This window comes from Azotobacter chroococcum (assembly GCF_004339665.1).
Classification (GTDB): domain Bacteria; phylum Pseudomonadota; class Gammaproteobacteria; order Pseudomonadales; family Pseudomonadaceae; genus Azotobacter; species Azotobacter chroococcum.
The window spans coordinates 1-20,083 of sequence record NZ_SMMU01000038.1 but is presented as its reverse complement, the minus strand read 5'-3'; the positions used below and the strand labels follow the sequence as shown (position 1 = coordinate 20,083).

Here is a 20,083-nt window from a genome sequence, read left to right as displayed (position 1 = left end):
TAAGGGATAGGCAAACGGTCGTGTTTATGACTACCAGCAAAGACAGATACATCGAAGTGCTCGGCCAGGAGCGGCGTCGCCGCTGGAGCGTCGAGGAGAAGCTCGCCATGGTGCGCGAGAGCCTGGAGCCGGGACAAAGCGTCTCGGTGGTGGCCAGGCGCAACGGCATCAATCCCAACCAGCTGTTCCATTGGCACAAGCTCTACCAGGACGGCAGCCTGTCGGCGGTCAGTGCCGGCGAGGCCGTAGTGCCCGCCTCGGAGCTGGCCGATGCCCTGAGGCAGATCCGGGAACTGCAACGCATGCTGGGCAAGAAGACCATGGAGGCAGAGGTTCTCAAGGAAGCCGTAGAGATCGCCCGCTCGCGAAAATGGATTGCGCACTCACCCTTGTTGACGGGGGACGACCAGTGAAGCTGGTCAGCGAAAGACTCGGTGTGTCGCGCTCGCAACTGACGGCTCGAATCAATCAGGCTCCAGAAGAACGGAGAGCGCGTCGCCGTCGGACGCCCGACGATACGGCGTTGCTGGATCAGATCAGGGGGTACGGTCTCCGACTTGCCCAGTTATAGCTACCGCCGGGTGTGGGCGCTCCTGCGCCGGCAGGCCGAGCAACAGGCTCAGCCTGCCGTCAACGAGAAGCGGGCGTACCGCGGGTGATGCGTGAGCACGGGTTGCTGCTGGAGCGGCGCCGCAAGCAGCCTGGCGTCGTACGCCATCATGACGGTCGCGTGGCGGTCAAGACGAGCAACACCCGCTGGTGCTCGGACGGCTTCGAATTTCGCTGCGACGATGGCGAACGCCTGCGTGTAACCTTCGCCCTGGACTGCTGCGACCGGGAAGCCATCAGTTGGGTGGCCAGCCCCCACGGCTACAGCGGTGACGATGTCCGCGATGTCATGCTCAAGGCCGTCGAGAGGCGCTTTGGCCAGATGTTGCCGCCCACACCGATCCAATGGTTGAGCGACAACGGCTCGGCTTACACCGCCGAGCAGACCCGGGCCTTCGCCCGGGAGATTGGCTTGCTGCCGCTGACCACACCGGTCTGCAGCCTTCAGAGCAACGGCATGGCGGAAAGCTTCGTGAAAACGATGAAGCGCGACTACATCGCCCACATGCCCAGGCTGGATCGCCTGACGGCGCTACGCAATCTGGAGATTGCCTTCACGCATTACAACGAGGAGCATCCGCACAGCGCCTTGAACTACCGCTCGCCTCGGGAGTTCAGGCGGATGACCGCGACATCAACTTAACGGGGTGGCGGTGTCCGGTTTGATAAGGGCAAGTCCAGTCAAGTCATCTGGCAAATTGCGGCCCGGCGCAGCACCTACAGGAAACATGGCAAGCGCAGCGCCTTGTACAAGGCGATCCGCAAGATCGAGAAGGCCAAGGCTCAGGTACGCGCCAAGGTCGAGCACCAGTTCCGGGTGATCAAGCGGCAGTTCGGCTACGTCAAGGTGCGCTTCCGTGGTCTGACCAAGAATACGGCGCAACTGATGACGCTGTTAGCCCTGTCAAACCTGTGGATGGCCCGACGGCATCTGCTGGCCGAGGCAGGGGAGATGCGCCTGTAAAAGGCAGAAATCAGGGCAAGGCCCAGGTTTCTGGAGGTACCACCTGGTTTTGGTCGGTGGATGACGGGTTAGTTGGGCCATTGCCGGAGTGGCGCTGGCTTGTTCGGAGTTTCCTTAAGGCGTTGCTGCATTCAGCAACATCCCATTACGGAAAAATAACGATAAATCAAGGAAATACAATGATTTCTTCACAAATACTACAATCGCGACTCAAACTTGTTGCAAAATCCAAGTGGTCCTGGCTGACCACCCTTGTTCTAGTGATTGCCGGCACATACATCAGCCTGCAGATCAAATCCGCGATTGACAGTCTGAAGTACGCTTTGACCCCCCCAGAACTACCGGCTTACGTTGATCTGGGCCAGCCTGTCGAGCTGAACAACACTGTCTGGAATGGCAAGGACTCGAGCTGGTTTCACCATGCATCTCAAGGTACTGCCACTTTGCCGATACCATATGACTGGCTGATTGCCCTCGAAGCGCCGAAAAGCAACCCCTGGTTGGTGTTCTTTGGATCAGAAGAGCCATTTATGGAGGAGTACATACTCCACATGGGTTTTATTCGCTCGCAGAAGTCTGAGTGGAATCCTGATGGCCTGCCTGTCGGTATCGCCAAGACTTCCAGCATTCGCTTTGAGGGCATTGACCGCAAGGCAGCCGCTGCCGGATTTACCTGTGCCGCCTGCCACACAGGGCAATTCATTCATGAGGACAAGCGCTATATCGTGAATGGTGGCCCAGCCATGATTGACCTTGGCCTGGTGACCCGCACGCTGGGTGCCGCTATCGGTCAGACTGCATTGTCAGGGAAATTCTCAGTACTTGATGGCCGCTTTAATCGCTTTGCTAGAAGGGTGCTTGGCAGCAATATGAATACAGCCAGCCGCAACAAGCTCAGAGAGGAGCTGGAGGCCATGGTTGCAGCCCTTGCAAAAGACTCGGACATCATCGATGTCACTGAAGGCTTCACCCGCCTCGATGCCCTGAACCGGATCGGAAATCAGGTTTTCAGTCGTGATACAGATGTTGCTGGCAACTATACGCCGATTGATGCACCAGTGAATTATCCCCACATCTGGACGACATCTTGGTTCAACTGGGTTCAGTATGATGGCTCCATCATGCAGCCACTGATCAGAAATGCCGGTGAGGCTTTAGGTGTCGAGGCCTATGTCGACACAAAAGGGCCTAAAGCCCAGCGTTTCGCTTCATCCATCAATTACCACAATCTGGTCGGAATGGAATCCTGGCTGGCAGGATCAGACCCTCTAGAGAACAATCGCTTCAACGGGCTCCCCGCTCCCGAGTGGCCAGAAGCACTGCCAGCAGTCGACATGACTAAAGCCTCCAAGGGGAAGGCACTGTATCGGGAGCTCTGTCAGCAGTGTCATCTGCCGGCAATCACGCCAGAGAGCGATTTCTGGACTGATCAGTACTGGCGTCCCATCAAGTATGTTGACCAGTACCAGAGCGCTAAAGAGACCCCTGCAAAGTATCTGCACGTGAACATCATTCCGGTAAACACGATTGGTACAGATGTCGCTCAGTCCATCGTTCTGGCAGAACGCACTGTCGACACAACGAACGTGGACCTAGTCACTCAGGTCTGCACCCTGGTGAGCACTGGCAGCGATCAAGGGGAACAAGCCTTGAAGTTCGTCAACCTTGACGATAGTGCAACATCTAACTTCGGTTTGGCCCTGGGAGCATTAGTGAATCGCACCAATCAGCAGTGGTTCGATCAAAACTATATTCCGGTTTCATCTAGATCCCAAATGGAGGGGAAACGGCCCAATTGCCTACAGGTTGGCCAAGGCTACAAGGCCCGGCCACTGAATGGTATCTGGGCAACAGCGCCATATCTGCATAATGGCTCAGTACCAACTTTGTTCGATTTGCTTTCCCCTTTGAAGGATCGTCCTCAGTTCGTACAGTTGGGAAGCCAAGTGTTCGATCCCAAGAATGTTGGGATTCTGCAGGATTCGGATGCCGTGGGTTTCGAGGACAGCTACAGTGTTGGCTCTGGAGAAACGCCTGAAGATTTCATTCCGGAATACGAGGGTGGTTTGTTCTACTTGAATACCCATGAACTCGGGAATCATAACACCGGTCATCTGTTCACGGATGATCAGATCAAAGGTCGAATCGGCAGAGCACTGAGTCAAGAGGAGAGATACCAGCTGATCGAGTATCTAAAGACCCTCTAGGGGCTGTTGACGTTTCGAGCCATAGGCGTTGATGAAGAAGAGCAAACTCGCAGAATTCAGGCTCCCAGCCCGATAATCCCGCGAGTTTGCAATGCCCCGATTGATGCTCAGTGACGAACTCTGGTCGAAGCTGGAAAACGTGCTGCTTCAGCAAGCCATTTACCACAAGCCGGATTTGCGCATGACGGTCGAGGGGATGCTCTACCGGATGCGCGCCGGCTGCCCCTGGCGAGACCTGCCCAACGCCTTCGGGCGCTGGAACTCGGTCTACAAGCGTTTCAATGCGTGGTCGGCGGCCGGCAAGTGGCTCAAGGTTTTCCAGGCGCTGGTGAGAGGCTGAAGCCATCCATCAAACGGAGATCCCGCAATGAGCAACGCATCCACTCACCTGACACCAGTTCACACCTCTGCCAACCGCCTGTTCGTCCAGTACGGTCCCAACCAGAAAGGGCGGGACTTTGCCGTGGGCGACATTCACGGGGAATTTTCTCTCCTGGAGCGCCTGCTGGAAAAGGCCGGCTTCAACGAGCAAACCGACCGGCTATTTTCCGTGGGCGATCTGGTGGACCGGGGGCCGGAGTCCCACCGGGTCGCCTGGTGGCTTTTGAAGCCTTGGTTCAAGGCCGTTCGCGGCAACCACGACCAATGGTGCGTGGAGGGCGGCCTGTTCGAGGAGCCAATCGGTCACCGCCAGCATGGCGGCAAGTGGTTCTATGCGTTGAGTGAAGAACTGCGCCCCTTCCTGGGCGGCTTTCTGAACGAGCTGCCCGTGGCCATCGAGATCGCCGGGCGTTCCGGCGAGCGCTACGGCGTGGTGCATGCCGAATGCACCTGCTTGAGCTGGGGACGTTTCGTCGAGGCGCTGGAGGGCGAGCTGGGCGACTCCTATCGCGATCACCACGTCATGGAAGCTCTGTGGCGCAGGAAGCGGTACGACGACGCCGATACCCGCCCCATCGCCGGCATCGAGCGGGTCTATGTCGGGCACGCCGTTGTCGACGAGATGCTGGACCTGGGCAACGTGCGCTACCTGGACACGGGCGGCTGCTTCGAGGGCGGACGGCTCACCCTGGTCGAGATCGGCGGATCGGAGGCGATCTTTTCTGTTGAGAAAGTCTGCAACAAAGAAAAGGTTTCTTGAAATTCGATAATTACTTCTGGGGCTGTCCAAATAGGGAAATTTGGGTTTTCCCATCAGCCCCAGAAACTGAAACTCGCACGGACAGCGAGGGTTTCAAAGTGTCTTTTCTACTTCTTAGCAGTTGCGCCAGCTCGGGTTTCTCCCATCGGCTGAAGGCCTGTCTTTATGGTTCTGGCTACACTCGACAGGATATTTCGATGGGCACGGGTATTGCTGAGCCAGTGCTCGCCGAGTATGCCAACGGAACAACCCAGCCCATTCTCTCCGATATCGAAAAGATTTGCCCGTTTTGTCCAGGTCAATCCGGCCTGGCTCGCCTTTCGTATCGGTGAAAAGAAACTTCCGAGCGAGGCCGAGTTGATTACCCCGTATTTGAACGATGCCGGCCTGACTGTCGAACAATTGGAAGACAAGTATCGCCAAGCTGGAAAAAACGAACATCCGCTGTTCAAGAAGACGACCTGGGCGTTCTCAATCGGCGAGGACGACACGGTTCTCGAGTACTGGGCCTGGGTGGCGTTTCGCATCGGCCGAGCCCTCGGCCAGCGATCGCCCCATTGACCGAAGAGGCCGCCGGGGAAGCCGTCACCTCCTCCTGGTTGGGTGCCTGGCTCGCGCCAGCGGGCCGGCCCCGATGGGGGAATCCCACCGTGGGGGTGACTGTGGGACTGTCCTGCAGGTGACTGGTAGAATCCCCAATTACTACGGCCTATGGGCGATTTGTACGAGGATAAACTCTCTGCGTACAGTGCGGCTGGATCTGCGCCAGCCACCAATAATTCCCCCCCTGCAAACCCGTTCTCCACCGATTGCCATCGCCCACCAGCCCGGTTGAACCGTCATGAGCAAACTGACCCCGAAATTCGTCAAGGAAACCTCCGCCCCCGGCACCTACCAGGATGGCCGGGGCCTGTTCCTGAAGGTCACCGCCGGCGGCACGAAAAGCTGGGTGTTCCGCTACAGCTTCCAGGGCGACCGCCGCGACATGGGCCAGGGTTCCTTCCCGGCGGTCTCGCTGCGCGATGCCCGACTGGAGGCGGACAAAGCGCGCCTCGAACTGGCCCGGGGCACCGACCCGCTCGCCAGGCGCCATCAGCTCAGGCACGAGGCGCAGGCGAAACGGCGCAAGGGCACGACCTTCAAGACCGAGGCCGAGCTGTTCCTGCGCACCCACGCCCCGTCCTGGAGCCCACGCCATGCCGTGCAGTGGCGCAACAGCCTGGGCACCCACGTCTACCCCCGGATCGGCGAGCTGCCGGTGGCGCAGGTCGACACCGATCAGGTGCTCGATGTGCTGGCGCCGATCTGGTCGACGACGCCGGTCACCGCCACCCGGGTGCGCAACCGCATCGAGCTGATCCTCGATGCCGCCAAGGCCCGCCAGCTGCGCACGGGAGAGAACCCGGCGCGCTGGCGTGGCCACCTCGACAAGCTCCTGCCGCGCCACAAGCGCAGCACCCTGCCCTTCCCCGCCCTGCCGGCCGAGCAGGTACCGGCGCTGCTGCACCGGCTCGATCGGATGCCGGGCCCGGCCGCCCGTGCCTGTGAACTGCTGATCCTCACCGCCACCCGTAGCGGCGAGGTATGCGGTGCCCGCTGGGAGGAGTTCGATCTGGCCGCCCGGATCTGGACCATCCCCGCCCACCGGATGAAGGCCAAACGCGCTCACCGGGTTCCGCTCACCGAGGCCATGCTCGAGGTCCTGGAACAGGTGCAGGGCAATCACCAGGATTTTGTTTTCCTCAATGCGCGGCGCACCGGCCCCCTCCCGGGCAACGCCTTGCGCCGCGTGCTCGATGCCGCCGGGGCCGAGAATTGCGTGCCCCACGGCTTCCGCTCGACCTTCCGGACCTGGGCCGCCGAGCAGACCAACCATCCGCGCGAGGTCTGCGAGATGGCGCTGGCGCACACACTGGAGAGCAAGGTGGAGGCGGCCTACAACCGCGGCGACTTGCTGGACAAGCGCCGGGGGCTGATGGAGGAGTGGTCCGCCTTCCTGGGCACCTTCGAGCGCGAGGTGGTGTTCAAGGCACTGTCGGTATCGGAGCCCGCCGGCGGCGAGTGAGGACAATCTTTCCCGCTGGCAGCAGAGGCTCCACTGCTCGAGCGCCAGCAGCACCAGACCACCGCGCCCGACTTGGGTTCTCCCGTGACCATGCCAGCCTGAAGGCCTGCAGCAAGTGGCTGCCACTCACGAGGAGCGAAACCATGTACCTGATCACCGAATCCGCCCTGAACCCGAACGCCCCCTACGATCCCACCCTGCTGGCGTTTTTTCACCAGGGTGTCGAAATCCGCAACCCCTACCTCTCCCCCTGCGGCGGCTACGAGGTGGATCCTGTTGCTGTCTACGGCTTCGAGGAAGTCTGGACCGGCGGTGACTGCAGGGCGCTGGACCTAACCTTGCCGGATGGGTGCGTGCTGCGCCTCACCAACGAGGATGGCCTGCGCACTCCCGATCCGGACGAGTGGGAAAGCGCAATCATCGGCCGCCTGAGCAGCGATCACGACGAAATCGCCTGGTGCGTACTGGGGGAAGTGCCCCTGACGACCGACCGGTGACGGGCACCCCGCCACCGGGCTAGCACAGTTTCGGCCGGCCATCCAAGGCTGTTCTCATTCACGCAGATCTTCCAGACACCGCTTCTGTCGGCCCTTGGCATCGAAGTTGTCGGGGGCCAACCAACGCTCGAAAGCATTTCGGCAGCGTGGCCATTCTTTGTCGAGGATGGAAAACCAGGCCGTATCACGGTTGCGCCCCTTGACCACCATGTGCTGGCGAAACAGCCCTTCGTAGACGAAACCTAAACGCCTGGCTGCTCGCATGGAGCGGGTATTGAGTGCGTTGCACTTCCATTCCAGGCGTCGATAACCCAGCTCTTCCATGGCGAGGCGAGCCAACAGCCAGATCGCCTCGGTGGAGCCTGGAGTACGTTGCATAGCCTGACCGAAAGCGACATGGCCGATCTCGATACTGCCATCCTTGGGGGCGATGCGCAGGAAACTGAGTAGCCCCATGGCATGCTGGCTGGCAAGGTCGATGACGCTGAAGAACAGCGGATCGACACTGGCTTGGCTGGTCGATAGCCAGGCGTCGAAGGACACGCGCTCGGGAAAGGGACCGTAGGGCAGGTAGCGCCACAGCAATAGGTCGGAGTTCGGCCCCTGCAGAGCCTGCCACAGGTCTCCACCATGGCGTTCGACATCCAAGGGTTCTAGCCTCACGTACAGGCCACTCAACGGTGCACGGGAAGGGGCGCGCGCGGCTTGCCAGTCGAGTTGGGGCTCTTGAATCATAGCGATATTGTCGTGTTGTTCAGTGATCGATAGCCATGTGTCGAACCAGTTCACGAGCATGCTCGTCAGAGCTGGCGCCTAGTTCTTTCCATACTCCCCGGCGGTCGACATCAGGGCGGTTCTGGCTGAGTTTCCAGTTACCCTCCAGGCGCTGGATCGGCAGGGCGAAACCGACGATGGCGCGGAGCCTGTGGTCCAGGTAGTCGCGCGGGGCGTCATCGATTGTCCAGGGATGCGGGCGGCCAGCTTCGTGGTGATCGCTGAGACGGCCGAGTAGCCGCCGCAGCCGCTCAGGATCGTCGAACACTTCAGGCTGGCCCTGCGCGTGCACAGCGATGTAGTTCCAGGTCGGCACCGCCTTGCCGTGCTCGGCCTTGCTCGGATACCACGACGGGCTGATGTAGGCGTCCGGGCCATTGAAGATCACCAGCGCCTCGCTGCCTGTAGCCAAGTCGCACCAGTGCGGATTGGCCTTGGCAAAGTGGCCGTAGAGCGTGCCGTACTTGCCTTCGTCGGCGACCAGCAGCAGCGGTAAGTGGCTGGCCTGCAGGCCACCCGGGCCATGGCTGACCAGCGTGGCGAGTCGGCTGTTAGTGATCTGTCGATGCAACTCAGTGAGGTCATCCTGGCGGAAGGCGGCGGGCAGGTACATGCTGGTTCTCCTGGCAAGCATGGAGCCATGCTAGACAGGATATTGGCCTGTTGTAAGATCCATTTACTGTGACTTTGATAGGTCCAATCCATGCCGCCTTCCCCGCCGTTGCCAGTCGATCTCTCCGGTATCCAGCTTGATCCTGGCGGCGGTCTGGCACGTCAGCTGTACCAGGCCCTGCGCGAGCGCATTCTCGATGGCCGTCTGCCGAGCGGCACCCGGCTACCAGCAAGCCGCGATCTTTCGCATTTGCTGGGTATTTCACGCAACACGGTAACCCGCGCCTTCGACCAGCTGTATGCTGAGGGCTATGTAGAAGGCCGTATCGGTGACGGCACCTATGTCGTTGAACTGGTCAGCGTGATTCGCACGGCTCCTATCCAGGCTCCCAGTCCCACACCGAGCAAGGCCCTGAAACGCCTGCAGGTGCACCATCTTCCCGCGCCTGCGGAGGGGGCGCCCAGGGCCTTCCGCGTAGGGATTCCAGCCCTCGACCTGTTTCCTTTCGAGATCTGGGCGCGGCTGTCGGCACGCTTCTGGCGCAAGCCCTCACCAGCGCGCTTGGGCTACGGAGACCCAGCCGGGGATCCGCAACTGCGGGAGCTGATCGCCGCCTACCTGCGCAACAGCCGTGGCCTGCACTGCGACCCGGCACAGATAGTCGTGACTTGCGGGGCCCAGCAGGCCATCAGCCTATGTGCCCAATTGCTTGTAGAACCAGGCGATCAGGTGGCTATCGAGAATCCCGGTTACCGCGCGGCCGGGCATGCTTTCGCTATGGCTGGCGCACAGCTGAAAGGCATCGCAGTGGATGCCGAGGGATTGGATACTGCGGCTTTGGCGCAGGTCGGTAGCTGTCGCCTAGCCTATGTCACTCCTTCACACCAATACCCCACGGGAGTCACCCTGTCCCTGGCACGGCGCCTGGAACTGCTGGACTGGGCAGAGCGTCACGACAGCTGGATAGTCGAGGATGACTACGACGGGGAGTACCGCTACAGCGGCACCCCCTTAGCCCCATTGGCTGCTCTCGACCGCCAAGGCCGAGTGCTCTACGTTGGCACCTTCTGCAAGATTGCTTTTCCTGCGCTGCGCTTGGGCTATCTCGTGTTACCTCCGGCCTTGGCACCACTCTTTGCCCGCCGCCGTGCCCTGGATATGCGTCATTCGGAAATCGGCACCCAGGCAGTGATGGCCGAATTCATCGCCGCCGGGCATTTCCAGCGACATATTCGTACCATGCGCCGCGCCGCACGCAGTCGCCGCGATGCGCTTTTGGCCGGTTGGCCTGAGGACGCTCCCGGCTGTGCGCCAGTGCCGGCTGTGAATGCCGGCCTGCATCTCTGCGTACGGGTCGATAGCTTGGCACGAGAGCGCGCACTGATCGCCGCTGCGAACCAGGTAGGGGTGGAGTTGAACGGCTTGAGCAATTATTGGTTAGCCGACAGCGAAACGCCGTTGGATGATCGGGCCGGCTTGGTACTGGGCTTTGCCTCCGTGCCAGAGCCCGATATTGCCAAAGCTTTGCAGATGCTGCGCCAGGCTTGGGGAGCCAATCAGCAAGTGCTCAGTTGAGGAGGGCCGCGTCGTACCCTGACATCGGCTGGAGGGGCATGCCTTGCAGCTCACTCCACTCGTCCTGGGTCATGCGATACACGCGCACAGGCTTTCCATGAAACACCATCTCCTGGAAACCATGAAAACCGGCCTTCTCAGCGACTCGCAGTGAGGCAATGTGCTCAGGTTCGATAATTGCCACCACCGACCGGAACGCTTTAGTTCCAAACGCATAGGCGAGAGTAGCGCATGCTGCCTCCGTGGCGATGCCGATCCCCCAGTACCGCCGTGCAAGCCGATATCCGAGATTGATCTCCTCCGCATTTCCTACGCGCTCCGGCCCTACCCCGCAGAATCCGATGAGAGTGGACGATTCCTTTTCGATAAGAGCCCATGGACCTACGCCATGTGATTCGTAGCAGTCCAAGCACCATTCTACGAACCTTCGAGTGGCCGCCTCGTCACAAACCCCGCGCACGGAATGCTTCATAACCTCCGGATCGCTAAGAATCTCCGTCAGCGCAGACACGTCATCCAATGACAACGGCCTGATCAGTATTCGTGCTGTCTCCTTAATCAATTCCATCCCCCCTCCTATCCCCATAGATGCCGGAGGCTTTTCTAACACGAAAACCGCCGAAAAAGCCCATAACCAGAGGCATCCATCGCGTATTCCTATCTCCACTCCAGATAAGGCAATCCAGATAGCCTGCGCGATGCCGCCGGCTGCAGAACGAACTCATGCAGTACAAACACACCGGGTGAGCCTTGGCGCCGGCCAAGCCGAGCTGTCGCTGTCCGCGACGTGCTCACCGAGCGCCGCCGGCAAATCAAGGGCCAGGTGCCGGCGTAGGACCGGCCGATTTCCGTCTTTAATTTGTTTATTTATTTGTTTTGTTATTCGCTATGCTGAGTTCATCCTCAGCCGATTGGAAATCGACCCCCATGCGCCCCGCCGAATTCACCCTCGAAGAGATCGTCCAGGCCGGCGAAGCCCTGCAGGCCGCCGGCCGCAACGTCACCGGCTTCGCCCTGCGGCAACGGGTCGGCGGCGGCAACCCCAACCGGCTGAAACAGGTCTGGGATGACCACCTGGCCCGCTCATCCGTCACCGAGGCGGCGCCGGTGGCCGAACTACCGGTGGAAGTGGCCGAGGAACTGGCGGCCGTCACCCGGGCGCTGACCGAGCGTCTGGCGGCCCTGGCGGTCGAGCTGAACGACAAGGCGGTAAAGGCGGCCGAACGGCGGGTGGGCGAGGTGGTCCGGGCCGCCGGCGAGCAGCGCGAACAGGCCGAGCGGGAGCTGGCCGACGCGGCGCAGACCGTCGAGGACCTGGAGCACCAGCTGGACGGCGTAAAGGGCGAACTGGCGGCGACCCAAGACCGGCTGACGGAGGGGCTTGCGCAACGCCAGAGCCAGGCCGTCGAGCTGGCCCAGCTCCGGGAGCGTCTGAGCGCCACCGAACAGGCGGCCCGAATGGCCAGCGAGCAGCACACCGCCGAGCTGAAGCAGCTGCGGGACGAGCTGGCGAAGGCTCATGCCAGGGGCGAGGAGGCGGCCCGGATGCGTGGCGAACTGGACACCCTCAGAGCGCAGAACGACGCCCTGCTGGCGGCATTGAAGCCCGGTAAACCCTCCAAACCTTCCGGCAAAGGTGGAGCGACAAGTACGTGAGAAAGAAAATGGATCGGCAGGCGGCTCCAGGAGAGCCGGACGCTGGGCGATGGCCAAAGCCTCCACCCGGGCCCAGGATCTTCTGGGTGGGCATGCCGCGTTCGGAAGCACTCTGCCCGTCCGCCATTACGTCGAGGGCGACAATATCCCCGGCCTCGGCCGCGTGCGAGCGACTGCTGGTCGCCGGCAACGGGTACCACAAGCGGCGCTTCGAGCAAACCGCGTGAGGCGCCAGCGATTCCTTGCAGACCGGCTCTTGCCGGCGGCAATAATCTGCGGCAGCCAGAAGGACGCCCGATGAGCCTGGCCGACCAACAAGCCGATAAGAAAAGCTCCTCCATGATCCCCCAACCGCCTCCAAAGCCATGACACAGTACCATCCCGCCCCGGCCGATAATTGCTAGTCTGCTGTCCCCAGATCCAATGGTGCTGAGCGATAACCGCCGGTTCCCGGCCAAGGAATTCAGCGCGGCCAGCGTCCAACCTACAGATCAATCAGCAGGAAGCGGCGATGTCGCCGGACAGACAGACACTGGAGAAAGCACGCGCGGGTGACGCTGCAGCCTTTGCCAAGGTGGTGGACAGTTGCTACGCCAGCATTTTCCGCTTCGCCATGAAATACACCGGCCAGCGCCAGGACGCCGAGGATGTGGCCCAGCAGGCCTGCATCAAGCTGGCACACTCGATCGCCAGCTACCGTTTCGAGTCGGCCTTCAGCAGCTGGCTGTATGCGCTGGTGCTCAACTGCGCCCGTGACTGGCATCGCCAGCAGTCGCGCCAGCGAGCAGACACGCTGGACGAGGACTGTGGCGAAGCGGTGGCAGACTCGGCAGATGAATCCCGAGTCTATCTGCGTCAGGTACTCGACGAGGTGGATGCTATGGGCAGCGGCTACCGCGACACCCTGGTACTGGTTGCCGGCGAGGGCCTGAGCCACCGCGAAGCGGCCGAACTGCTCGGCGTGAAGGAGTCCACCATCTCTTGGCGTCTCCATGAAATTCGCAAGAGGCTGGCCTCTGCTGCCATGCAGGAGAATGGTCATGACTGATGACGATCTGAAATCCCTGTTCGAAGGGGTGGACAGAATTGAACCCGGCGAAGAGGCCCGTGCCAGAGCCCGTCAGGCTGCGCTGGCGGCCTTCGCTGGAAAAAATGCACAAGTGCCCCAAGGAAATGTCACACCGCTGCGTCCCACCCCGTCCAGCAACCCGCTGGACGGAAACGGGAGAAGCAGGATGAACATGTCGAAACGACAGTGGCTGATGGGTGGCGCAGCCAGCGCCGCCGTGGTGGTACTGGCGGTATCCGTGGTGATGAAAATCGGCAACCCGCCGTTCGAGCCGCGCTCGGTGCTGCCGGTCGCCAGTGAAGGGACCGCACCGAAGCCGGCACCGCCTGAGGAGGCCCGGCGCGATCAGCAGGCGCAGTTGGCAAAGCGTCAGGCAGAGAATGCCGCAGCCGAACGCGAAGCCGTGGCCGGGCCGGCGAAGGGCCAGGCCATGGCCGACTCCGTCAGCCAGGAAATGAGCAGCGTAGCCAGCGCACCGACTCCGACAATCGCCCAGCCTAGACCATCTGCGCCGCAGGTCAGCCGCAAGATGGTGGCTGCCGCCCCGCCGTCCTCGGCGCCAGTGCTGGCGGAAGTGTCGCCGCCTGCCCAGTATCAGGAAGTCGGCCACGACCGCTTCGAGGCGGTCGATTCCAGCCCGGTGAAGAGCGTCGCCACCGAGCCGGTCTCCACCTTCTCGGTGGATGTGGACACCGCCTCCTACAGCTTCGTGCGCCGCCAGCTCAACCAAGGCGTGCTGCCGCAGAAGGACGCCGTGCGGCTCGAGGAGATGCTCAACTACTTCGACTACGACTACCCATTGCCGGACAGCCGGGAAACCCCTTTCAAAGCCACGGTGACGGTGACCGACTCGCCGTGGAAGCCGGGCAACAAGCTGCTGCACATCGGCATCCGTGGTTATGAACTGCCGCGCGCGCAGCACCCGGCCAGCAACCTGGTGTTCCTGCTGGATGTCTCTGGCTCGATGAACAGCCCGGACAAGCTGCCGCTGGTCAAGCAGTCCATGGGACTGCTACTCAGCCAGCTACAGCCGAGCGATACCGTCTCCATCGTCGTCTACGCCGGCGCGGCCGGTACCGTGCTGGAGCCCACTCCGGCCAACGAGAAGCAGAAGATCCTCGCCGCCCTCGACCGCCTCAGTGCCGGCGGCTCCACCGCCGGTGGCGAAGGAATCCAGCTGGCCTACCAACTGGCCCGCTCCAGCTTCAAAAAGGACGCGGTGAACCGGGTGATCCTCGCCACCGACGGCGACTTCAACGTCGGCATCACCAGCAACGCGGAGCTGCAGGGCTTCATCGAGCGCCAGCGTGACGAAGGCATCTACTTGTCGGTGCTCGGCTTCGGCCAGGGCAACTACCACGACCAACTGATGCAGGCGCTGGCGCAAAACGGCAACGGCGTGGCTGCCTACATCGACACTCTGGGCGAAGCGCAGAAGCTACTGGTGGACGAAGCCAGCTCCACCCTGTTCCCCATCGCCAAGGACGTGAAGCTGCAACTGGAGTTCAACCCGCAGACCGTCAGCGAATACCGCCTGCTCGGCTACGAAACCCGCGCCCTCAAGCAGGAAGACTTCAACAACGATAAGGTGGACGCCGGCGACATCGGCGCCGGCCACCGCGTCACCGCCATCTACGAAATCACCCCGGCCGGTGCCGCCAGCGGCCTGCTCGAACCTTCGCGCTACCAGCCGCAGCAGCCGGCCGCCGTGGGCCACGCCAGTGAATACGGCTTCCTGAAGATCCGCTACAAACTGCCGGAAGAAAGCAGCTCGCGCCTGATCACCACCCCGATCCCAGTCGATGGCGCTGAACTGTCGGCGAGAATGGCCCGCGAAACCGCCTTCGCCACTGCGGTGGCCGGCTTCGCCGAACTGCTGAAGGGCGGCCAGTACAGCGGTAACTGGAGCTACCAGGATGCCATCAAACTGGCCAACAGCAACAAGGGCGAAGACCTCTATGGCTACCGCAGTGAGTTCGTGCAGTTGATGAGGAAGGCGGAAGTGGCGGCTGCTATGAAGTGAGGCAAATGCCGCCGCTCATTCGAAAAGCGTGGTAACCCACCTTTCTCGCCAGGCCGGCCCTTCTCTGTTCAGGCCTGCTCTTCCCATCCAGGGATGGTTGACCCCGGATGGGCGCCAGTGCTCAATGCAGGGTTATGCCGGCAGGGAATCAGTTCAGGGCGTCTTTCAGGCCCTTGCCTGGCTTGAAGCCCGGCAGCTTGGCGGCAGCGATCTGGATCGCGGCCCCGGTCTGCGGGTTGCGACCTTCGCGGGCGGCGCGCTCCTTCACCTCGAAGGTGCCGAAACCGACCAGGGCGACATTCTCGCCCTGCTGCAGGGCGCTGGCGATAGTCGCGGTAAAGGCATCCAGCACTGCGGTGGCGGTCGTTTTCGGGAGGTCCGCAGAGGCGGCAACGGCGGCGATCAGGTCAGCTTTGTTCATTGGTCAGTCCAGGTTGGAATTCGGCCCGCGAGTATAACCGGACATGAGCGCGCCTTCTGCAGACGTGCAAACGAGCAGCCCTCCCATCCAAGGGGATGGGCTGCCTCTGGATCGGACGGCCCGCGCTCAATGCAGTCTCGCAGCCGCGATCCAGTGCTGGGCCGCGTAGGCGAGTCGCTGCTCTCGTGTTCTCGTGGCGAACCCGACCAGATCGAGCGGAGCAGCGCCTTTGTGCCCAAGAAAATCCAGGGCGAAATCAATGGCGCCGTATTTGTCCTGACGGGGGACCTGGCCGAAGACAACGGCACGGTCGCGCAGCTCGAAGTTCCCCCACTGGTTCAGGGCATCCCGATAAACCCAGCCGATATTTTCTGCCTCGATCCGGTATAGCTGGCAGCCGGGTGACGAAGGCTCAGCCGGATACTGCAGCGAATGCCTCGGCGATGGCGTCGATGACCACTCGGACCCGGGCGGTGTGGCGCACGTCCTTGTGGGTCACCAGCCAGATGTCGTAGGGCGGGCATTCGCGCGCGGGCCACAGACGCACCAGGCCGTCGGCCGCGCCGAACGGTAGCGGGATCTCGCCGATGCCCAGGCCGTTGACCAGCGCGCGGCGTACCAGCAAGCCGGAGGTGCAGGTCATGGCGATGCGGCCATGGGTGATCGGTTCGGACCCCAGCGTCACCTCCTTGCCGCTGTCCAGATACGGTTGATAGAGCACCAGGTCATGCCCGGCGAACGCCGTGCCGGGCTTGGGCACACCGTGGGCCTGCACGTAGGCCGCCGAGGCGAAGATGGCGCTGCTCCAGCGCGCGACGCGGCGCACGATCAGATCGGGGTTCTCCGGCTTGAGGGTGCGCACCGCGATATCCGCCTCGCGCTTGCTCAGGTTGAGCATTTGGGTCGAGGCCTGCAGTTGCACCTCGATGCCGGGCTGCTCCTGGTGCAGGCGGGCGATCGCCGGGATGACGACATCGATGGCGAACGAGTCGGTGGTGGTGACCCGCACCACGCCGCTCATGCGGTCGTCCATGCCGAGGATCTGCCGCTGCAGCTCGGCGGCCGAGGACTCCATGTTCAGCGCTGCGGCCATCGCCACTTCGCCAGCGGCCGTCAGGCTGTAACCGCCGGAGGTGCGCAGGAACAGGGTGGCACCCAGGGCGTGCTCCAGAGAGGCCAGGCGGCGCCCGACGGTGGCCTGGTCGACGCCCAGCACCCGGGCCGCGCCCCGCAGGGTCTGTTCGCGGCACAGGGCGAGAAAAATCCGTGCATCGTCCCAGTTCATGAGGATTCCTTGGTGATGCAAATCTGCATAGATGGCAATTGAAATTGCTGCATTATTTCATCAAGCAGCGCCTCTATGATCCCCCCATCGCCACTGGCTGCGCCTCTCGACAGGCGCAAGGGATCATCATGAATGCTGAACGCTCCAGCCTCACTGCCAACCGCGCCTCTCCATGGCTGCCGATCTGGGCTGGCCTGTGCGCCAGCCTGGTCGGCATCGGCCTTGCCCGCTTCGCCTACACACCTCTGGTGTCCGCGCTGATCGAGGCGCACTGGTTCTCTCCATCCGCGGTGGTCTACCTGGGGGCGGCCAATCTCGCCGGCTACCTCATCGGAGCATTGGGAGGACGGCCGCTCGCCGCCCGCTGGTCGAGCACCGGCGTGCTGCGCGCCATGATGGTGCTGGTAGCCCTGTCGTTCCTCGCCTGCGCCGTACCGCTGTCCATGGCCTGGTTTTTCGGTTGGCGGCTGCTGTCCGGCATCGCCGGCGGAGTGATCATGGTGCTCGCAGCAAGCACCATCCTGCCGCATGTCGCGCCGAACCGGCGTGGCCTGGCCAGCGGCGCGATCTTCCTCGGCGTCGGCCTGGGCATCGCCGGCTCGGGCAGCCTGGTGCCGCTCCTGCTCTCCTTCGGCCTGCTGCAGGCCTGGCTGGGCCTGGGCGGGGTAGCGTTGCTGCTGACCGCCACCAGTTGGTTCGGCTGGCCTCTGGAAAAGGCGCGTACGCCGGCCACCTCGAGCGCAGCCGACGTGCGCCGCTCGATGGGCCTCTACGTGCTGTTCGCCCAGTACGCGCTGATGGCCGCCGGCCTGGTGGCGCCGATGATGTTCCTGGTCGATTACGTCAGCCGCGGCCTCGGTGCCGGCAGCCACAGCGGCGCGCTGATCTGGACGCTGTACGGGGTGGGCGCCATCGTCGGGCCGGTGGTGTACGGTTTCCTGGCCGACCGCCTGGGCGCGCGCTCGGCAATCCGCCTGGTGCTGCTGACCCAGGCCGGCGCTCTCGCGGTACTGGTGACGATCGCCGACCTGCGCCTGCTGGCCGTCGCGGCGCTGGTGATCGGATCGTTTCCGCCAGGCATAGTGCCGCTGGCGCTGGCCCGCGTACACCAGCTGGTTGCCGGCCACCACCAGCAGAACGCCACCTGGAGCCGTGCCACCGTGTCCTTCGCGAGCTTCCAGGCCCTGGCCGGCTACGCCTATTCGGCGCTGTTCTCCGCCAGCCACGGCCATTACGCGCTGCTGTTCTCCGTCGCCATGGGCGCCATTGGCCTGGCCCTTGCCTTGGATCTGCTGCTGGTGTTCAAGGAAATATTCCGCCCCTCCACTGGAGCCGACGTGGCACCGGAGGCATAGGAGGGCGTTCTGCCGCCGTTTTCCGGCCTCGCCCTTGTTTCCAAGTCAGTCCGGAGCCAATGGTGCACCGGTGCTCGCCCCCTATCGAATCGAGCCGAAAAATATCGGCTCGGTTTATTGGGCCACATGTATGCTTCAATGCGCATTGGCTTCAATGCTTCATTACTTCAACGCGTGAGCGCTTCAACACTTCAATATCATGGGGTCGCAGCCAGAGTGGTAACCGACCTTTCTCGCCCGCCTGGCCCTTTCTGTTCAAGCCCGCCCTTCCCATCCAGGGATGGATGTCCCCGGTTGGGCGCCAGCACTCAATGCAGGGTTATGCCGGCAGGGAGTCAGTTCAGGGCGTCTTTCAGGCCCTTGCCTGGCTTGAAGCCCGGCAGCTTGGCGGCAGCGATCTGGATCGCGGCCCCGGTCTGCGGGTTACGACCTTCGCGGGCGGCGCGCTCCTTCACCTCGAAGGTGCCGAAACCAACCAGGGCGACATTCTCGCCCTGTTGCAAGGTGCTGGTGATAGCAGCGGTGAAGGCGTCCACTACCGCGGTGGCAGTCGTTTTTGGCAGATCCGCAGAGGCAGCAACGGCGGCGATCAGCTCAGCTTTGTTCATTATTCAATCCAGGTTGGAATTCGGCCCGCGAGTATAACCGGACAGGAAAGCGTCTTCTCGCAGACGTGAAAGCGAGCCTTCCCATCCAAGGCTGACTCCCCTCCCGGAGGGCGCCAGCGATCAATACATAATCACGACACCGACCCCATCAGGCTCACGGCACGGTGCCAGTGCTGGATCGCGTCGGCGAGCCGCTGCTCCCGTGTTCTCCTGGTGAACTCGACCAGATCGAGCGGAGCAGTACCTTTGTGCCCAAGGAAATCCAGGGCGAAATCGATTGCTCCATATTGGCTCTGGCGGGGGACCTGGCCGAAGACCACAGCACGATCGCACAACTCGAAGCTCCCCCACTGCTGTTAGGCATCCCGATAAATCTAGCAGATATTTTCCGCCTCGACTCGGTAGGGAGCGAGCAGCTTGCAGACATAGCCTGCGAACGACAACGCACCATCGGCGACGGTGATCTCGGTGCCGAGGTCGACCAGCATGGCCACTGCTTTGCGCTGGCACTTCCAGATGAAGGCATCGGCCGTTGGGTCCTTGAGCGATTCCAGCACCGGGCCGGCCAGCGAGTAGAGTTTCAGATAGGTATGGAGCTGATTGGGATTCATGGATTGGCCTCCTGTGTAGTGATGCTCCAAGGATGCCAGCGGCCCGGAGAATCCCAAGCACGCAATACTTCAATACGTACTCACATCCACGCATCAATGCACGCTCGCTTCAATACTTCAACGCGCAAGCACTTCATTGCTTACTTGCTGGCCTGAGTCCATGCCTCTGGCTGCCCGTCTTGTGGTTCGGTTGCGACTCGAAGGCTCGAAGCCCTGGGGCTTGCGCCCGCCAAACCCGTACCCGCCAAACCCAAACAGCGTCCCTCCTACATGCAGGTAGAACTGAGTGTTCGCAAATGCAGCGGCGGCCCAACCTTTTGCTTCGAGTACCAATCACGCTCGCTCAGCACGCTGGAGGCCCAGCTCGAAGCCGAAAAGATCGTGCGCAAAAAGGGCTGGGAGGTATGGGCCGTGCTGGACGTGCGCCAAGTTTCCGAATAACCCTCACCGAATAACCCCGCGCCCCGCTCTTTGGGCCTTCACATCCCTGCCATGGACCATGCCATGAACAAAGCTGAACCGCCCCGGGAATCTCGGAGGCTCTTTGGTGTGAGTCATGCCGCCAGGGCTGACTCGTCGAGTTGTCGATAATACGTCGCTTCAGCTTCCG

Annotated in this window: 20 protein-coding genes and 3 pseudogenes; 15 read left to right on the top strand and 8 right to left on the bottom strand. The window is 62.0% G+C overall.

Annotated elements, in window-relative coordinates:
• Positions 1 to 26: 26 nt before the first annotated feature.
• The 8 genes and pseudogenes from EV691_RS19830 (at position 27) to EV691_RS19795 (ending at position 7,483) form a co-directional block, all read left to right on the top strand.
• Positions 27 to 1,252, top strand: a pseudogene (locus EV691_RS19830) (IS3 family transposase).
• Positions 1,253 to 1,291: 39 nt separating this feature from the next.
• Positions 1,292 to 1,573: pseudogene (locus EV691_RS19825) on the top strand (transposase); the annotation flags it as partial.
• Positions 1,574 to 1,752: 179 nt separating this feature from the next.
• Positions 1,753 to 3,780 carry a di-heme-cytochrome C peroxidase gene (locus tag EV691_RS19820; protein ID WP_207390229.1) on the top strand — a complete coding sequence of 676 codons (2,028 nt, stop codon included), beginning with the start codon at positions 1,753 to 1,755 and terminating at the stop codon, positions 3,778 to 3,780.
• Positions 3,781 to 3,871: 91 nt separating this feature from the next.
• Positions 3,872 to 4,111: pseudogene (locus EV691_RS19815) on the top strand (transposase); the annotation flags it as partial.
• 36 nt (positions 4,112 to 4,147) lie between these two features.
• Positions 4,148 to 4,921 carry a metallophosphoesterase gene (locus EV691_RS19810; protein WP_131299668.1) on the top strand — a complete coding sequence of 258 codons (774 nt, stop codon included), beginning with the start codon at positions 4,148 to 4,150 and terminating at the stop codon, positions 4,919 to 4,921.
• Positions 4,922 to 5,155: 234 nt separating this feature from the next.
• Positions 5,156 to 5,482, top strand: coding sequence for a hypothetical protein (locus EV691_RS19805; protein ID WP_131299672.1), 327 nt, complete (start codon positions 5,156 to 5,158; stop codon positions 5,480 to 5,482).
• Positions 5,483 to 5,762: 280 nt separating this feature from the next.
• On the top strand, positions 5,763 to 6,986 hold the full coding sequence (locus tag EV691_RS19800; RefSeq protein ID WP_131299675.1) for a tyrosine-type recombinase/integrase: 1,224 nt from the start codon (positions 5,763 to 5,765) through the stop codon (positions 6,984 to 6,986).
• Between the two features lie 143 nt (positions 6,987 to 7,129).
• Positions 7,130 to 7,483 carry a hypothetical protein gene (locus EV691_RS19795; RefSeq protein ID WP_131299678.1) on the top strand — a complete coding sequence of 118 codons (354 nt, stop codon included), beginning with the start codon at positions 7,130 to 7,132 and terminating at the stop codon, positions 7,481 to 7,483.
• A gap of 54 nt (positions 7,484 to 7,537) precedes the next feature.
• Here the strand turns inward: EV691_RS19795 and EV691_RS19790 are convergent, their stop codons facing one another.
• Positions 7,538 to 8,215 (bottom strand): GNAT family N-acetyltransferase, encoded by a 678-nt coding sequence (locus tag EV691_RS19790; RefSeq protein WP_131299721.1) that lies wholly within the window; start codon positions 8,213 to 8,215, stop codon positions 7,538 to 7,540.
• Positions 8,216 to 8,237: 22 nt separating this feature from the next.
• Positions 8,238 to 8,870: an FMN-binding negative transcriptional regulator gene (locus EV691_RS19785; protein ID WP_131299682.1), complete on the bottom strand. Its 633-nt coding sequence runs from the start codon at positions 8,868 to 8,870 to the stop codon at positions 8,238 to 8,240.
• Positions 8,871 to 8,960: 90 nt separating this feature from the next.
• Between EV691_RS19785 and pdxR the strand changes: the two genes are divergently transcribed.
• Positions 8,961 to 10,445 (top strand): MocR-like pyridoxine biosynthesis transcription factor PdxR, encoded by a 1,485-nt coding sequence (gene pdxR / locus EV691_RS19780; RefSeq protein WP_131299685.1) that lies wholly within the window; start codon positions 8,961 to 8,963, stop codon positions 10,443 to 10,445.
• On the opposite strand, the gene EV691_RS19775 is transcribed toward pdxR, so the two are convergent.
• A complete protein-coding gene (locus tag EV691_RS19775) occupies positions 10,438 to 11,013 on the bottom strand; it encodes a GNAT family N-acetyltransferase (protein WP_090944731.1) in 576 nt (191 codons plus the stop codon). The two genes, pdxR and EV691_RS19775, sit on opposite strands and share 8 nt — an antisense overlap.
• Positions 11,014 to 11,372: 359 nt before the next feature.
• Between EV691_RS19775 and EV691_RS19770 the strand changes: the two genes are divergently transcribed.
• The 3 genes from EV691_RS19770 to EV691_RS19760 all read left to right on the top strand — a co-directional run bounded on the left by EV691_RS19770 (position 11,373) and on the right by EV691_RS19760 (position 15,193).
• A complete protein-coding gene (locus EV691_RS19770) occupies positions 11,373 to 12,101 on the top strand; it encodes a DNA-binding protein (RefSeq protein ID WP_131299692.1) in 729 nt (242 codons plus the stop codon).
• Positions 12,102 to 12,612: 511 nt separating this feature from the next.
• A complete protein-coding gene (locus EV691_RS19765) occupies positions 12,613 to 13,149 on the top strand; it encodes an RNA polymerase sigma factor (protein WP_131299695.1) in 537 nt (178 codons plus the stop codon).
• Between the two features lie 187 nt (positions 13,150 to 13,336).
• Positions 13,337 to 15,193, top strand: a complete 1,857-nt coding sequence (locus EV691_RS19760) for a vWA domain-containing protein (protein ID WP_207390230.1) — start codon at positions 13,337 to 13,339, stop codon at positions 15,191 to 15,193.
• A gap of 148 nt (positions 15,194 to 15,341) precedes the next feature.
• Here EV691_RS19760 and EV691_RS19755 read toward each other — a convergent pair whose 3' ends face one another.
• A complete protein-coding gene (locus tag EV691_RS19755) occupies positions 15,342 to 15,614 on the bottom strand; it encodes an HU family DNA-binding protein (RefSeq protein ID WP_131299701.1) in 273 nt (90 codons plus the stop codon).
• 129 nt (positions 15,615 to 15,743) lie between these two features.
• On the opposite strand from EV691_RS19755, the gene EV691_RS19750 reads away from it, so the two are divergent.
• Positions 15,744 to 16,004, top strand: a complete 261-nt coding sequence (locus tag EV691_RS19750) for a hypothetical protein (protein ID WP_131299703.1) — start codon at positions 15,744 to 15,746, stop codon at positions 16,002 to 16,004.
• A gap of 22 nt (positions 16,005 to 16,026) precedes the next feature.
• Here the strand turns inward: EV691_RS19750 and EV691_RS19745 are convergent, their stop codons facing one another.
• The gene (locus EV691_RS19745) at positions 16,027 to 16,899 is read right to left on the bottom strand and encodes a LysR family transcriptional regulator (protein WP_131299706.1); all 873 of its coding nucleotides are present in this window, start codon (positions 16,897 to 16,899) and stop codon (positions 16,027 to 16,029) included.
• Positions 16,900 to 17,027: 128 nt separating this feature from the next.
• On the opposite strand from EV691_RS19745, the gene EV691_RS19740 reads away from it, so the two are divergent.
• On the top strand, positions 17,028 to 18,254 hold the full coding sequence (locus EV691_RS19740; RefSeq protein ID WP_131299708.1) for a YbfB/YjiJ family MFS transporter: 1,227 nt from the start codon (positions 17,028 to 17,030) through the stop codon (positions 18,252 to 18,254).
• Between the two features lie 335 nt (positions 18,255 to 18,589).
• On the opposite strand, the gene EV691_RS19735 is transcribed toward EV691_RS19740, so the two are convergent.
• The 3 genes from EV691_RS19735 to EV691_RS19725 form a co-directional block, all read right to left on the bottom strand.
• A complete protein-coding gene (locus tag EV691_RS19735) occupies positions 18,590 to 18,862 on the bottom strand; it encodes an HU family DNA-binding protein (protein WP_040107271.1) in 273 nt (90 codons plus the stop codon).
• Positions 18,863 to 18,993: 131 nt separating this feature from the next.
• On the bottom strand, positions 18,994 to 19,197 hold the full coding sequence (locus EV691_RS19730) for a hypothetical protein (protein ID WP_131299710.1): 204 nt from the start codon (positions 19,195 to 19,197) through the stop codon (positions 18,994 to 18,996).
• A 39-nt stretch (positions 19,198 to 19,236) separates the two neighbouring features.
• The gene (locus EV691_RS19725; RefSeq protein WP_131299713.1) at positions 19,237 to 19,473 is read right to left on the bottom strand and encodes a hypothetical protein; all 237 of its coding nucleotides are present in this window, start codon (positions 19,471 to 19,473) and stop codon (positions 19,237 to 19,239) included.
• A gap of 270 nt (positions 19,474 to 19,743) precedes the next feature.
• On the opposite strand from EV691_RS19725, the gene EV691_RS19720 reads away from it, so the two are divergent.
• Entirely contained in the window at positions 19,744 to 19,914 is a 171-nt protein-coding gene (locus EV691_RS19720; protein WP_232487293.1) for a hypothetical protein, read from the top strand.
• The last annotated feature ends 169 nt before the right edge of the window (positions 19,915 to 20,083 follow it).

Bases quoted from the DNA above. Each gene is read 5' to 3' on its own strand.
- EV691_RS19750 (WP_131299703.1), top strand. From the start codon at position 15,744: ATGCAGTCTCGCAGCCGCGATCCAGTGCTGGGCCGCGTAGGCGAGTCG.
- EV691_RS19810 (WP_131299668.1), top strand. From the start codon at position 4,148: ATGAGCAACGCATCCACTCACCTGACACCAGTTCACACCTCTGCCAAC.
- EV691_RS19745 (WP_131299706.1), bottom strand. From the start codon at position 16,899: ATGAACTGGGACGATGCACGGATTTTTCTCGCCCTGTGCCGCGAACAG.
- EV691_RS19755 (WP_131299701.1), bottom strand. From the start codon at position 15,614: ATGAACAAAGCTGACCTGATCGCCGCCGTTGCCGCCTCTGCGGACCTC.
- EV691_RS19760 (WP_207390230.1), top strand. From the start codon at position 13,337: ATGAACATGTCGAAACGACAGTGGCTGATGGGTGGCGCAGCCAGCGCC.
- EV691_RS19800 (WP_131299675.1), top strand. From the start codon at position 5,763: ATGAGCAAACTGACCCCGAAATTCGTCAAGGAAACCTCCGCCCCCGGC.
- EV691_RS19765 (WP_131299695.1), top strand. From the start codon at position 12,613: ATGTCGCCGGACAGACAGACACTGGAGAAAGCACGCGCGGGTGACGCT.
- EV691_RS19805 (WP_131299672.1), top strand. From the start codon at position 5,156: ATGCCAACGGAACAACCCAGCCCATTCTCTCCGATATCGAAAAGATTT.
- EV691_RS19720 (WP_232487293.1), top strand. From the start codon at position 19,744: ATGCAGGTAGAACTGAGTGTTCGCAAATGCAGCGGCGGCCCAACCTTT.
- EV691_RS19770 (WP_131299692.1), top strand. From the start codon at position 11,373: ATGCGCCCCGCCGAATTCACCCTCGAAGAGATCGTCCAGGCCGGCGAA.
- EV691_RS19735 (WP_040107271.1), bottom strand. From the start codon at position 18,862: ATGAACAAAGCTGAGCTGATCGCCGCCGTTGCTGCCTCTGCGGATCTG.
- pdxR (WP_131299685.1), top strand. From the start codon at position 8,961: ATGCCGCCTTCCCCGCCGTTGCCAGTCGATCTCTCCGGTATCCAGCTT.
- EV691_RS19740 (WP_131299708.1), top strand. From the start codon at position 17,028: ATGAATGCTGAACGCTCCAGCCTCACTGCCAACCGCGCCTCTCCATGG.
- EV691_RS19785 (WP_131299682.1), bottom strand. From the start codon at position 8,870: ATGTACCTGCCCGCCGCCTTCCGCCAGGATGACCTCACTGAGTTGCAT.
- EV691_RS19775 (WP_090944731.1), bottom strand. From the start codon at position 11,013: ATGGAATTGATTAAGGAGACAGCACGAATACTGATCAGGCCGTTGTCA.
- EV691_RS19820 (WP_207390229.1), top strand. From the start codon at position 1,753: ATGATTTCTTCACAAATACTACAATCGCGACTCAAACTTGTTGCAAAA.
- EV691_RS19795 (WP_131299678.1), top strand. From the start codon at position 7,130: ATGTACCTGATCACCGAATCCGCCCTGAACCCGAACGCCCCCTACGAT.
- EV691_RS19725 (WP_131299713.1), bottom strand. From the start codon at position 19,473: ATGAATCCCAATCAGCTCCATACCTATCTGAAACTCTACTCGCTGGCC.